Below are 12386 nucleotides of genomic sequence, written 5' to 3' on the forward strand. Positions count from 1 at the left end.
TCCAACGCACTCCACGGCAGCCGATGGCTCAGCTGGACCAGCGGATGGCGCACGTCGATCTGGTTCTCCAGGCGCGAACGACACAGCTCATCGGCAGGCAACTGCTCGGCAGCAGGACGGCGTGTCCGCATGGGCGAAAACTGCCAGAAACCAGGACGTAGCGTAACGAACACTGGCAATTCCAGCACACCGAAAACGCAGATGAAGCCTTGCAATGGATGTGGTCTGGGGGTTTTTCAGGGGCGACCAAATAAGCTCCACTGCGCCGATGAAATACCGGCCTTGGCTGCGGTATGGTCCGGATCGGCGTACTGCTGCTTTTCGGCCAGCGCTCGGATGACGTAGGTCAGTTGTCCGAAAGTCAGCTCGTGGATCTGGGTTTGGTAGCCCGGCATGATGACATCGCATGGTCGCCAGACGACGGCACTGGCGTGAAAAGAACGCGCACTGGTACAGCCGGAACCGACCGTCAAGCGCAAGAGTTGCGTGTGGCCCGTGCATGCTACGGCAAAACGATGCCCACGCTCGCTTGCACACTGCCGTGCGTGCGCGGCTTTCAGTGAGCATTTCAGCAGCAACGATGCAAAGTCGTTGGCGTAGGCAACAAGCAGTTCTCGCGGATGATGGTCATCGACGCTTTGCTGCCGAGGCGATATCGAAGACGCACTGGATGTTTCTGGCGCTCGCAATCTGCATGGAAAACACCGCAGCCGCAGCGCTTAACTCCAACGATGGCTTTACCCGCGCGTAGCCATCGCTGATCACCTTGTCGGGTGATGGCAGTGCGTTCTACATCCGTGCACTGACGCTGTGTGTCATGCCGGTTGGCATTGCCCATGTGTTGCGGTCAGGCGCAGGCATCGTGCCGACCGCTGGCGGTATGGATCCTGCATCGGCCGCAACTAGAGGCATGGCCGAGCCCGGACATGGCACTGCTCCTGGCCGGCGTGCATCTATGTGTTTTCCAGGATCCATCGCATTAGGCCGCAATGGCTGGCCCGGCCATACGGGGAAAACTCATGGATGTGACGAATCGCATCACCGGGCTCAACTAGACTGTGGTCACGGGAATGGCCCCGTGGAGAACATCACTTGAACGATCGCGTTCACGGAGAGCTACGGGCGCCTCATATCAGCGAGTCTCGCAGCCTGCCTGTCGAGAAGCATCGCTCGGACATCTTTTTTGCTGCGGTGGAGACCACGCGCATGCCGATGACGGTGACCGATCCGCATCTTCCGGATAATCCCATCGTGTTCGCCAACCGTGCGTTTCTGGAAATGACCGGGTATTCGGCCGAGGAGGTCATCGGCAACAACTGCCGCTTTCTGCAGGGTCCCGAGACCGACCCGGCCAGCATCAGCGATGTCCGTCAATCGATCGAAACCCGCAGCGAATTCGCCACCGAGGTGCTGAATTACCGCAAGGATGGCTCGTCGTTCTGGAATGCGTTGTTCGTCTCGCCGGTGTTCGACGACCATGGCAACCTGGTGTATTTCTTCGGGTCGCAGCTGGATGTGAGCCGGCGCCGCGATGCCGAAGATGCGTTGCGTCAGGCGCAGAAGATGGAAGCGCTGGGCCAGTTGACCGGCGGCATTGCGCACGATTTCAACAACCTGCTGCAGGTCATGTCCGGACATCTGGAAGTGATTCAGATGATGGCCAGTGCTGGTGCCGGTAACGCCGAGCGGATTGCCTTCAGTGCAGAACATGCGGCCGCAGCGGCGGCCAAGGCGGCCACCTTGACCCAGCAATTGCTGGCGTTTTCGCGCAAGCAGAAATTGCGCGGGCGGGTGGTCAACCTCAACGGGTTGGTGTCCGGCATGAACAATATGGCCGAGCGCGCGCTGGGCGGCGGCATCACGTTGCGTCAGTCGCTGGAAGAGGGGCTGTGGAATTGCCAGATCGACACCACGCAGGCCGAAGTGGCGCTGTTGAACGTGTTGATCAATGCACGCGACGCGATGGCGCAGGCCGAGCGCAAGGAAGTCACCGTGCAGACCCAGAACGTGGAGGTCACCACCCACGATCTGGCGATGTATCACCAGCTGGCACCGGGCCGATACGTGAGCATCGCCGTCAGCGACACGGGTTCGGGCATGCCGCCCGAGGTGGTCAGCCGGGTGATGGAGCCATTCTTCACCACCAAGGACGAAGGGCAGGGCACCGGCCTGGGCTTGTCGATGGGTATGGCTTCGTCAAACAGTCTGGCGGCACCGTGCGCATCTACAGCGAAGTGGGCGAAGGCACCACGGTACGGCTGTATTTTCCTGCATCCAGCAAATTCGAAAATGACTTGCAGGCAGCCAAAAGCCGCGCAATCGACAAGGGCGGCAACGAAACAATTCTTGTGGTGGAAGACAAGCAGGATGTGGCGGTAGTGGCGCGGATGTTTCTGGAAAATGCCGGTTACCGCATCCTGTCGGCGTCCAGCGGACGCGAGGCGGTGGAGGTATTGGGAAAGAATCCGGAGGTGGATGCACTGTTCACCGACCTGATCATGCCCGGCGGCATGAACGGTGTGATGCTTGCCCGTGAGGCGCGCCGCATGTTGCCGAAGATCAAGATCCTGCTCACCACCGGCTACGCCGACGCCAGCATTCAGCGCACCGATGTCGGTGGCGCCGAGTTCGATGTGGTCAACAAGCCCTATACGCAGAAGGAATTGCTCAAGCGCATCCGTATGCTGCTGGATGGGCCCACCGGTGTGGGTTGAGACGGGATGTTGCAGCGTGCAATGCCGCTGCTGCGGGCGGCATCGCATGGCGACTGACGTTGGATTTCAAGACTTCTTTCATCCGCCGCATCGATGCACGGACCGACCGTGGAACGTGAAGAATCCGGTTGATGCGCCTTGCAGTCGAGGCTGCCGCGGATTTGCCATTGGCTAGGTCGACTGCGCGGTGCGCAGCGTGTCGACAAAGCCACCGACGCCATCGCGGGCGGACAATACAGCGAACACTTCGCTCGATGGCCTGCCCCATCCCAGGTAATGCGTGCGGCAGGTTGATGCGCAACGGAGCATCCAGGAGCCGCAAACCGCAGGTGCGAAGCCCAACTCCCGAATCCCGGCGCTTACACTACTCCTCGCCAAGCGGCGCCACATACCCGTCGGGCTTGTCGGCATTGCGCTCAAACAGGAACTTCTGCAGCTCGGTTTCGAGAAAGGCGCGGTGCTTGGGGTCGCGCGGTGACAGCCGGTTTTCGTTGATGAGCATGGTCTGATGCGCCAGCCACGCTTGCCAGGCGGTCTTGCCGATGTGCGCGAAGATGCGCTGGCCGAGTTCGCCCGGATACGGCACGAAATCCAGGCCTTCGGCGTCGCTTTGCTGGTAGTGGCAGAACACGGTACGGGACATGCGGATTCCTTTGGGAGACACGCTTATAACGCGTCGAGCAACTTGCGGATCGGCGCCGGCAGACCCAGCGATGCAAGGTCGGTAGGCGCCACCCAGCGTAGATCGTCATTGTCGCGCACCGCGGCACGCAGTGCGACCTTGCGTAGGCGCAAGGGCTGCAGACGCAGGCGGTAATGGCTGAAGGTGTGCACGATCAACGGCATCTCTTCGGCACGCTCGTAGTCGCCTTCGATATGCGCCGCGAACCATGCGCGCATGCCGCTGTCGGTCTCGGCCTGCGGCAGCGTCCAGAGCGAAGCCCAGATGCCGGTGGGCGGGCGACGCTGTAGCAGGATGTGACCCTCGGCATTGCGCAGTAGCAGCGCGGTGGCTTCGCGTTCGGGCAGTTGTTTGCCGGGTTTAGGCGTAGGCAGTGCTTCGACCAGGCCGTCGCGGCGCGCGCTGCAATCGTGCTGCAGCGGGCACAGCACGCACGCGGGTTTGGCGCGCGTGCACAGCGTGGCGCCAAAATCCATCTGCGCTTGTGTGTAGTCGGCCAGCCGGCCGGGCGGGACGTGTGCGACATGCGCAGCGGCCAGTTGCCACAACTGTTTTTCGATCACCGGCAGGCCGGGATAGCCGCCGATACCGTGAAAGCGCGTGAGCACGCGTTTGACGTTGCCATCCATGATGGCGAAGGGATCATTCCAGGCTTGGCTCAGGATGGCGCCTGCAGTGCTCCGGCCGATGCCTGGCAACGCGAGCAGTGCATCGAAGTCGCGCGGTAATTGGCCACCATGCAGGGTGACGCATTGTTTGGCGGCAGCGTGCAGATTGCGTGCGCGGGCGTAGTAGCCCAGCCCGGCCCAATGCGCCATCACGGTGTCGTTGTCGGCTGCCGCCAGGTCGGCCAGCGCAGGGAAGCGCGCCACGAACTTGTGGAAGTACGGAATGACCACAGTGACCTGGGTCTGTTGCAGCATGATTTCCGACAGCCACACCCGATACGGCGCGCGCGGATGCTGCCAGGGCAGATCGTGACGGCCGTGGGCGTCGAACCAATGCAGCAGGCGGTCGACAAATGCGTCAGCGGAGGGTGTGGCGTGGTTGGCTGGCATGAGCGCTGTTGGCGATGAAGAGCGGCTAACAAAACGTAGCGAGCAGCTGTCAGGTGGGCATGGAGGGCGCGCTCAGAACCGGAGTGTACGACTGGTACATGCCGTTCCGAGCACCGGCCGCGCCCGCCTGGCGGCTGCGCAGTCGTTTTGTTAGCCGCGCTAAGGGCGATGGGGTCAGAACGGTGGACAGGATTTGCGGCGCGCGTCCTGTGCTGCGGTTACTCAGCGCAGCGGCAACGCGATGCCAGCCAAGTAACGTTCGCAGAAAAATCCTTCATCGCCGGGCCAATGCGGTGCGGCCGGCGCACGGTCGTACACCAACGAAGCATCGGCCCGACAGTGCTGTCGCAGGCAAGGATTGTGCGAACTCCAGCACCCGCCTTGCCTGCGACCAATCGTGTGACACCTGCCGCACCGTGCAACCTGCCTGTAGCGCCTGCGCGCACAGCCGCTGCAACTGCGGGCAGGCATCTTCCCATCAACCGCCCAATGCGTCCGGCAACAGTGCGTCGACGAAGGCAACCGGATCGAACACGCGCAGATCTTCCGGGCGTTCGCCGATGCCGGCAAAGCGGATCGGGATATTGAACTCGCGCGCCAATGCGAACACCACGCCGCCCTTGGCGGTGCCATCGAGCTTGGTCACGACCAGGCCAGTGACACCAACCGCGGCATGGAACTGTCGCAGCTGCGAAATGGCGTTCTGGCCGGTGGTGCCGTCGATGACCATCAAGACCTCGTGCGGCGCGGCAGCGTCGATCTTGCCGAGCACGCGGCGGATCTTGCCCAGCTCGTTCATCAGCCCGGTCTGGGTGTGCAGGCGGCCGGCGGTATCGGCGATCAACACGTCGGTGCCGCGTGCCTTGGCGGCCTGCAGCGCGTCGAACGCGACCGACGCGGCATCGGCGTTCTGCCCCTGCGCGATCACCGCCACGCCGTTGCGGTCGCCCCAGGCCTGCAACTGCGCTACGGCAGCGGCACGGAAAGTATCGCCCGCGGCCAGCATCAGGCTGTTGCCTTCGTCCTTGAAGCGCTTGGCCAGCTTGCCGATGGTGGTGGTCTTGCCGACGCCGTTGACGCCGACGGTGAGCACGACGAACGGCTTGCGCGCACGGTCGATGACCAGCGGCTTGGAGACCGGCTGCAGCAATGCGATGAGATCGGCGCGCAGTGCCTTGAACATCGCTTGCGCATCGACGAATTCGCGCGATTTCATGCGCTTGCGCAGGCCTTCGATCAGCGCGGTGGTAGCGCCGATGCCGACGTCGGCGGTGATCAACGCGGTTTCGATTTCATCCAGCAGATCGTCGTCGAGCTTGGGGTTGCGCGAGAACAGGCCGCCGAAGCTGCGGGCGAAGGTGCTGTTGCGCAACCGCTCGCGCCAGCCGGGTTTGCCTGCCGGCGCAGCCGGCATTGCGTCGTGCTGGCCGACGATGCTGTCGCTGTCTTGCGTGGTCGGCAGCGGCGTGTTGACGATGGCCGGTGCGGCGACCGTCGGCGCAGCGTTTGCAGGCGCTGCAGCAACCGGAGCTGCGGCAGCCGATGGAATAATAGGTGCAGGCGCTGCGACCGGAGGAGCGACGACTGGCGGCGCGGTGACCGGCGGTGCAGGCGCGGCGTCAGACGGCGTCGGTGTGGTCTGTGGCTGTCCCACTACTGGCGGCACCACCACAGTGACTGGCGTGCTCAGCGCACTGGCGGGAGTCGGGTCGGGCAGCGCCTGCAATGCGGTCGGCGGAGGCGCAGCCGGTGCTGCAGGTGTGCTCGGAACGGCAGCGATGCTCTGCGCTTGGCCAGTGCGCGCAGCAATCTCCTGCGCAAGCTGATCGGCGGGCGCGGCGGCAGGCGGCGTCGCAGCGACCGGTGCAGGCGCAGCAGCTTCGGTGCGCGCCGCAGCAGGAGTGCCTGGAGCGACAGCCGGCGCTGCGGCTGTGTCTATCCGTGGCTCGGCATGAGGCATCGCCTCGACCGGCGATGCCGGGGGGGCGGCAGACGGCGCGGTGGGGAATGCGGCTGCCAGTTCTTCCAGGCTATAGCGTGAGGTGCGCGAGCTCTCGGGCGTGGTTGGCTTGTTGCGGCGAAAAAAGCTGGCCATTGGCAACGCAAAAGGGGAAACCAGGAATTCTATCACCCGGGCCTTCCGACGCCTTGACGCGCCCTTAGCGCAGCGCGCTGGCTGAGCGCTGCGCATGCACCGCAACGCCACGTGCATGGCGAGTCGACTGCGCTCGCCAATGCGCGGCGGATCCTGCCGAATTCGGCATTTGTGCCGGCTATGTGTCAATGCGAACTTCTGTGCCTATAGCTGACCTTTCAGTGCACGGTAATCGCGTGGCGTCATGCCGACCGTGGCCTTGAACTGACGCGCAAAGGCGCTCTGGTCGGCAAAGCCGCACTGTTGCCCAATGCTGGCGATGCTGTCGTCGCCGTACAGCAGTCGCATCGCCGATTCAATACGCAACTTGGTCAACAGTTGTTGCGGGGTGACCTGAAACACGCGGCGGAAGTGGCGCTCCAACTGCGCCACCGATAGCCCCGCCAGGGCGGCCAGGCTTTGCACGCGCAGGTTGTCGCCGAAGTTGGCCTGCATGTGTTCCATCACCTGGCTCAAGCGTTCGTAAGCGGAGTGACGGCTGTCGGGCTGGCCCAGATCGCGCGAGATGCCGACCACGCCGATCACCTCATTGGCCTCGCACAACGGGCGTTTGAAGGTCAGGCACCAACCCGGCAGGCGGTTGGGATACAGATGCACTTCGAGCTGGTTATCGATGAGCTCGCCGCATAGCACGCGGCGGTCTTGCATCATGTAGCTGCCGCCCAGCGGCAAGGGGAAGACCTCCAGCGGCGAATGACCGATGATCTCGCTGCGTAGCTTGCTTCCCAGCCGGCGCACGAGGGTCAGGTTGCAGTGGGTGTAGCGGCCCTCACTGTCCTTGATGAAGAACACCACATCCGGCAGTGCGTCGAACAGCGTCTGCATTTCCAGAGCGGGCAGGTTGAGGTCCATCAGGGTCATGGTAGCGGTCACGATTAGACGGCTGCACGAATGTGCAACCCAGCGATGATCCTAGCGCAAACGCGCGGCGTTGATGGGGGTAAATTGTGCAGATTTCCGCATTTTGAATTCGCATTGGACGCTAGTCGTCCACGGGCCGGCAATGGGAGCATGCGTCATGCACATCATCGATGTCATCGACTCCCATACGGCCGGCGAGCCTACCCGTGTGGTCCTCTCCGGTTTCCCCGATCTGGGCGATGGCGACCTGGCGCAATGCCGCGATCGCTTCCGCAGCGAGTTCGACCAGTGGCGCAGCGCCATCGCCTGCGAACCGCGTGGGTCGGACACTATGGTGGGTGCCCTCTTGCTGCCGCCGCGCGACCAGAGCGCCTGCACAGGGGTGATCTTCTTCAACAACGTGGGCTACCTGGGCATGTGCGGGCACGGCACCATTGGAGTGGTACGCACGCTTGCCGAGCTGGGGCGCATCGCGCCGGGCCGACACCGGATCGAGACGCCGGTAGGCACCGTTGGAGTGGAGCTGGCCGACGACGGCACGGTGTCGGTGGATAATGTCGACAGCTATCGCTTCGCCAGCGGCGTGGAGGTCGAGGTGCCGGGGCATGGCCGGGTCCGTGGCGACGTGGCCTGGGGCGGCAACTGGTTCTTCATCAGCGAGCAAGCGCCCTGTGCGCTGGATCTGGCGCATCAGCGTGAGCTGACGGCCTATGCCGAAGCGATTCGGCTGGCGCTGGAAGCGGCCGGTATCACGGGTGAGGCCGGTGGCGAGATCGACCATATTGAAGTCAATGGCACCGCGCCCGATGGCAGCGGTGTGGCGCGCAATTTCGTGCTGTGCCCGGGTCTGGCCTATGACCGCTCGCCTTGCGGCACCGGCACCAGCGCCAAGCTGGCGTGTCTGTCGGCGGACGGCAAGCTGGGCGAAGGCGAGCGCTGGGTGCAGCAAGGCATTCTGGGCAGCGCCTTCGAAGGCAGTTATCGCCTGAGCGGACGTGGCATTGCCCCGCGGATCCGTGGGCAGGCGTACATCACCGCACGCGCGCAGTTGGTGATCGACCCGGCCGACCCGTTCGTCTGGGGCATCGTGGCCTGATGCAATCCGAGCAGCCCCCGCGGGTGCTCGTGTCGGCCACGCCGTCGGCCGATGCGGCGTCTGCTGCGATGGCCGGAGCGTCGTCGGGGCCTGCATTCGGCGTCGGTGCCGACTCCCGATCCGGCTTGGCAACGTCTGCCACTTCCACGCGACGCAGTTACGACCTGATCGTGATCGGCGCCGGCATCGTGGGCGCGGCCTGCGCCGAAGCCGCGGCGGGCGAAGGGCTGCGCGTGGCGATCGTCGAGCCGGGACCGATCGGCGGCGGTTCCACCGCAGCGGCGATGGGGCACCTGGTCGCGATGGACGACGACCCGGCCGAGCTGGCGTTGTCGGCGTATTCGCTTTACTTGTGGGAGCGCTTCGCCACGCTGAGCAACGCGGAATTCAGCCGCTGCGGCACGCTGTGGGTGGCCCGCGATGCGCACGAATTGGCGGCGGTACCGGCCAAGATCGCCCGCCTGGCGACGGCCGGCCTGCATGCCGAAGCGATCGATGCGGCGCAGCTGTACGCGCTGGAGCCGCAGCTGGTGCCCGGGCTGGCGGGCGGCATGCGCGTGCCTGACGAAGCAGTGGTGTACCCGCCACGGGTGGCGCGGCATTTGGTGGGCCTAGCCTGTACGTCCGGGGCGCGGTTATTTGCCGGCCGCAGCGTGGCCCAGCTGCAGGCACACGCGGTGCGTCTGGACGATGGGCAGGTGCTCTCGGGCCCGGTGTTGGTCGCCAGCGGCGTGTCCTTGCCGCAGTTGCTGCCCGAACTGGCGTTGCGCCCGCGCAAGGGCCACTTGGTCATCACCGACCGGCACCCGGGGTTGATCCGGCATCAGTTGCTGGAACTCGGTTATGCCGATTCGGCGCATGGTGCCGACGACACCAGCGTGGCCTTCAATGTGCAGCCGCGGCCGACCGGGCAGATGTTGATCGGCTCCTCGCGCCAATTCGGCGAGCACGATCGCGCGCTGTCGATGCCGGTGCTGCAGCAGATGTTGCAGCGCGCATTCGCGTATCTGCCGGTGCTGCGCGAGCTGCAGGCGATCCGCGTGTGGACCGGTTTGCGTCCCGCCACGCCCGATGGGCGCCCGTATCTAGGGGCGGTGCCCGGCCGTCGCGATGTGTGGGTGGCCGCCGGTCATGAGGGGCTGGGAGTCACCACGGCACTGGGGAGCGCACGGGTGATCGTGGACAGCCTGCTCGGGCGCACGCCGGCCATCGACCCGGCGCCGTATGCACCGGCGCGTGCCATGCACGGTGCGCCCGCATGAGCGCGAGGGTGCGTCTGCACGTGGATGCGCAACTGGTCGAAGTGCCGGCCGGTGCCAGCGTGGCGGCGGCCGTGGCGCAGGCCACGTTGCGGTTCCGCGAATCCAGCAGCGGGCAACCGCGCGCGCCCTTGTGCGGCATGGGCGTGTGCTTCGAATGCCGCGTGCGCATCGATGGCATCGGTCAGCAGCGCGCCTGCCTGGTGGACGCGCGCGATGGCATGCAGGTGCGCACCGATGGCTGAGCGCGTGCTGCATTTCGATGTGTTGGTCGTCGGCGCCGGCCCGGCCGGGCTGGCAGCGGCGCAGGCGGCGGCCAGCCAAGGTGTGCGCGTGGGCGTGGTGGACATGCAACCGCGTGCCGGCGGGCAGGTATGGCGCAGCGATGTGCAACACGGCGCGCCGGCCGATGCGCGCGTGCTGTTGCAGCAGGTGGCGGGCAACGCAGCGATCATGGTGTTGACGCGCACGCAGATTCTGCTCGCGCAACCGGACTGGTTACTGGCCGATGGCCCGGACGGCACGCTGCAACTGCATTACGCCGCGTTGGTGCTGGCTACCGGTGCGCGCGAACTGCTGCTGCCGTTTCCAGGGTGGACCTTGCCCGGCGTCACCGGGGCCGGCGCGGCGCAGGCGCTTGCGAAGCAGGGTTGGCCGCTGAGCGGCAAGCGCGTGCTGGTGGCTGGGAGCGGCCCCTTGCTGTTGGCCAGTGCGGCCACGTTGCAACAACATGGCGCGCAGCTACTCGGCATCCACGAGCAAACCTCGGCAGCGGCGTTGCGGCAGTTCGCGCTGCAATTGTGGCGCTGGCCGGGTAAGGCCGCACAGGCCGCGGCGTTGCGCTTTCAGCTGCGTGTAGTCGCGTATCGCGCCGGCAGCGTTGTGGTCGCCGCGCATGGCGACACGCAGCTGCGCGAAGTCGAACTCGAAGGTCCCACCGGCCGCACGCGGATCGCCTGCGATCACTTGGCGGTGGGCTACGGACTGGTACCCAACACCGAGCTTGCGCAATTGCTGGGTTGCCAGTTGCAGGCCTACGGTGCGCACCAGCAGGTGCAGGTCGATACGCTGCTGCGCACCAGCGTCACCCAGGTATTTGCCGCTGGCGAAGTTTGTGGCATCGGCGGGAGCGATTGCGCCTTGATTGAAGGTGCGATGGCCGGGCATATGGCCGCCGACGCCCCGGACGCTGCGCTGCGCCTGCAGCCACGCCGGCGCGCGGCGCGTGCGTTTGCCGATTTGCTGCAGCAGCAATTCGTGCTGGACCCGCGCATCCGCGCACTGGCGCAACCGGAGACGCTGATCTGCCGCTGCGAAGACGTGCCGCTGTGCGCACTGGACAACTTCCAGGACGCACGCGACGCCAAGCTCGCCTCGCGCTGCGGCATGGGCGCCTGCCAGGGCCGCATCTGCGGGACTGCGCTGGCCGAGCTTGGCCGTTGCCCGCCCACTCTTTCCACCGACGCCGGCCGCCGCCCGCCGTTGTTCCCGGTCCGCCTCGTGGCGCTGGCCGACTCGTTCACTTCCGACTCGCAAGGGAATCACCCATGAGCATTGCCACGTTCTGGCACGGCGTGTTGCCGGCCATCACCACCCCGTTCACCGCCAACGGCGAGATCGACCACGACTTCCTCGGCACGCACGCGAACCAGTTGGTGGATGCCGGTTGCACTGCGATCGTGCCGCTGGGCTCGTTGGGCGAGGCCGCCACCTTGAGCGTGGAGGACAAGCTGGCGATTCTGCGCACGCTGGTCACCGCCTTGAACGGCCGCGTGCCGGTGGTGCCGGGCATCGCCAGCCTCGCCACTGGCGAAGCAGTCGCGCTGGCCAAGGCGGCCAAGGACATCGGCTGCGGTGGCTTGATGGTGCTGCCGCCGTACGTGTATTCCACCGACTGGCGCGAGATGGGCGCGCATGTGCGCGCGGTGATCGCCGCGACCGATCTGCCGGTGATCCTGTACAACAACCCGGTGGCCTACAAGACCGATTTCGGTCCGGCGCAGATCGCCGAGCTGGCTGCCGAATTCCCGAACCTGCAGGCAGTGAAGGAATCCTCCGGCGATGTGCGCCGCTTCGCCGCGCTGCAGGAATTGCTGGGCGACCGCCTGGCGCTGCTGGTCGGCATGGACGATGCCATCGTCGAGGGCCTGAGCATGGGCGCCAAGGGCTGGATCGCCGGCCTGGTCAATGCATATCCGAAAGAATCGGTGCGCCTGTTCGAACTCGCTCGCGATGGCGGGTACCCGGCAGCCAAGGAGCTTTACCATTGGTTCCTGCCGCTGCTGCGCCTGGATACCGTGCCCACCTTCGTGCAGCTGATCAAATTGGTGCAGGCAAAGGTAGGCATGGGCAGCGAGCAGGTGCGTGCACCGCGGCTGGTGGTGGCCGGTGCAGAGCGCGATGCCGCGTTGAAGGTGATCGACCATGCCATTGCCACTGCGCCCAAGCTGTCGTGATGGTGCAATGACGCGGCCATCGCATGCTGTGCCTGCGGGTGCGCGCAGGATGCGGCTTCCACGAATTCGCGGCACGCGCCGTACCTGCGTGTGCTGCGATGCGTC

General features: G+C 65.3%; 9 protein-coding genes, 1 other RNA gene and 3 pseudogenes. 6 read left to right on the plus strand and 7 right to left on the minus strand.

From position 1 onward, the window contains the following. Both WJW29_RS18210 and WJW29_RS18215 read right to left on the minus strand, forming a co-directional pair. Positions 1 to 173 (minus strand): annotated as a pseudogene (locus WJW29_RS18210) (IS5/IS1182 family transposase); the annotation flags it as partial. Between the two features lie 69 nt (positions 174 to 242). After that, a pseudogene (locus tag WJW29_RS18215) lies at positions 243 to 395 on the minus strand (SAM-dependent methyltransferase); the annotation flags it as partial. 697 nt (positions 396 to 1092) lie between these two features. Between WJW29_RS18215 and WJW29_RS18220 the strand changes: the two are divergent. Continuing rightward, positions 1093 to 2714, plus strand: a pseudogene (locus tag WJW29_RS18220) (hybrid sensor histidine kinase/response regulator). A 364-nt stretch (positions 2715 to 3078) separates the two neighbouring features. Here the strand turns inward: WJW29_RS18220 and WJW29_RS18225 are convergent. The 5 genes from WJW29_RS18225 to WJW29_RS18245 all read right to left on the minus strand — a co-directional run bounded on the left by WJW29_RS18225 (position 3079) and on the right by WJW29_RS18245 (position 7470). Continuing rightward, positions 3079 to 3357: an oxidative damage protection protein gene (locus tag WJW29_RS18225; RefSeq protein WP_011409017.1), complete on the minus strand. Its 279-nt coding sequence runs from the start codon at positions 3355 to 3357 to the stop codon at positions 3079 to 3081. 23 nt (positions 3358 to 3380) lie between these two features. Further along, the gene (gene mutY / locus WJW29_RS18230; RefSeq protein ID WP_011259671.1) at positions 3381 to 4454 is read right to left on the minus strand and encodes an A/G-specific adenine glycosylase; all 1074 of its coding nucleotides are present in this window, start codon (positions 4452 to 4454) and stop codon (positions 3381 to 3383) included. Positions 4455 to 4477: 23 nt separating this feature from the next. Further along, positions 4478 to 4554, minus strand: a non-coding RNA gene (locus WJW29_RS18235) — sX9 sRNA. A 378-nt stretch (positions 4555 to 4932) separates the two neighbouring features. After that, positions 4933 to 6549, minus strand: coding sequence for a signal recognition particle-docking protein FtsY (ftsY, locus tag WJW29_RS18240; protein ID WP_027703321.1), 1617 nt, complete (start codon positions 6547 to 6549; stop codon positions 4933 to 4935). Positions 6550 to 6753: 204 nt separating this feature from the next. Next, positions 6754 to 7470 carry an AraC family transcriptional regulator gene (locus WJW29_RS18245; protein ID WP_011409015.1) on the minus strand — a complete coding sequence of 239 codons (717 nt, stop codon included), beginning with the start codon at positions 7468 to 7470 and terminating at the stop codon, positions 6754 to 6756. A gap of 157 nt (positions 7471 to 7627) precedes the next feature. Here WJW29_RS18245 and WJW29_RS18250 point away from each other — a divergent pair, with 157 nt between their 5' ends. The 5 genes from WJW29_RS18250 to WJW29_RS18270 are packed head-to-tail and all read left to right on the plus strand — an operon-like array spanning position 7628 to position 12281. Beyond that, positions 7628 to 8566 (plus strand): proline racemase family protein, encoded by a 939-nt coding sequence (locus WJW29_RS18250; RefSeq protein WP_011409014.1) that lies wholly within the window; start codon positions 7628 to 7630, stop codon positions 8564 to 8566. Beyond that, entirely contained in the window at positions 8566 to 9828 is a 1263-nt protein-coding gene (locus WJW29_RS18255; protein ID WP_011259667.1) for an FAD-dependent oxidoreductase, read from the plus strand. Before WJW29_RS18250 ends, WJW29_RS18255 begins: the two co-directional genes overlap by 1 nt. Beyond that, entirely contained in the window at positions 9825 to 10070 is a 246-nt protein-coding gene (locus tag WJW29_RS18260) for a 2Fe-2S iron-sulfur cluster-binding protein (protein ID WP_011259666.1), read from the plus strand. Before WJW29_RS18255 ends, WJW29_RS18260 begins: the two co-directional genes overlap by 4 nt. Beyond that, positions 10063 to 11376 carry an FAD/NAD(P)-binding oxidoreductase gene (locus WJW29_RS18265; protein ID WP_012445437.1) on the plus strand — a complete coding sequence of 438 codons (1314 nt, stop codon included), beginning with the start codon at positions 10063 to 10065 and terminating at the stop codon, positions 11374 to 11376. The genes WJW29_RS18260 and WJW29_RS18265 overlap by 8 nt, the downstream gene beginning before the upstream one ends. Then, positions 11373 to 12281, plus strand: coding sequence for a dihydrodipicolinate synthase family protein (locus WJW29_RS18270; protein ID WP_011259664.1), 909 nt, complete (start codon positions 11373 to 11375; stop codon positions 12279 to 12281). Before WJW29_RS18265 ends, WJW29_RS18270 begins: the two co-directional genes overlap by 4 nt. Positions 12282 to 12386: the final 105 nt, after the last annotated feature.

This window comes from Xanthomonas sp. JL1, assembly GCF_038405005.1.

Bases quoted from the DNA above. Each gene is read 5' to 3' on its own strand.
- WJW29_RS18245 (WP_011409015.1), bottom strand. From the start codon at position 7,470: ATGACCCTGATGGACCTCAACCTGCCCGCTCTGGAAATGCAGACGCTG.
- WJW29_RS18250 (WP_011409014.1), top strand. From the start codon at position 7,628: ATGCACATCATCGATGTCATCGACTCCCATACGGCCGGCGAGCCTACC.
- WJW29_RS18265 (WP_012445437.1), top strand. From the start codon at position 10,063: ATGGCTGAGCGCGTGCTGCATTTCGATGTGTTGGTCGTCGGCGCCGGC.
- WJW29_RS18255 (WP_011259667.1), top strand. From the start codon at position 8,566: ATGCAATCCGAGCAGCCCCCGCGGGTGCTCGTGTCGGCCACGCCGTCG.
- WJW29_RS18225 (WP_011409017.1), bottom strand. From the start codon at position 3,357: ATGTCCCGTACCGTGTTCTGCCACTACCAGCAAAGCGACGCCGAAGGC.
- mutY (WP_011259671.1), bottom strand. From the start codon at position 4,454: ATGCCAGCCAACCACGCCACACCCTCCGCTGACGCATTTGTCGACCGC.
- WJW29_RS18270 (WP_011259664.1), top strand. From the start codon at position 11,373: ATGAGCATTGCCACGTTCTGGCACGGCGTGTTGCCGGCCATCACCACC.
- WJW29_RS18260 (WP_011259666.1), top strand. From the start codon at position 9,825: ATGAGCGCGAGGGTGCGTCTGCACGTGGATGCGCAACTGGTCGAAGTG.
- ftsY (WP_027703321.1), bottom strand. From the start codon at position 6,549: ATGGCCAGCTTTTTTCGCCGCAACAAGCCAACCACGCCCGAGAGCTCG.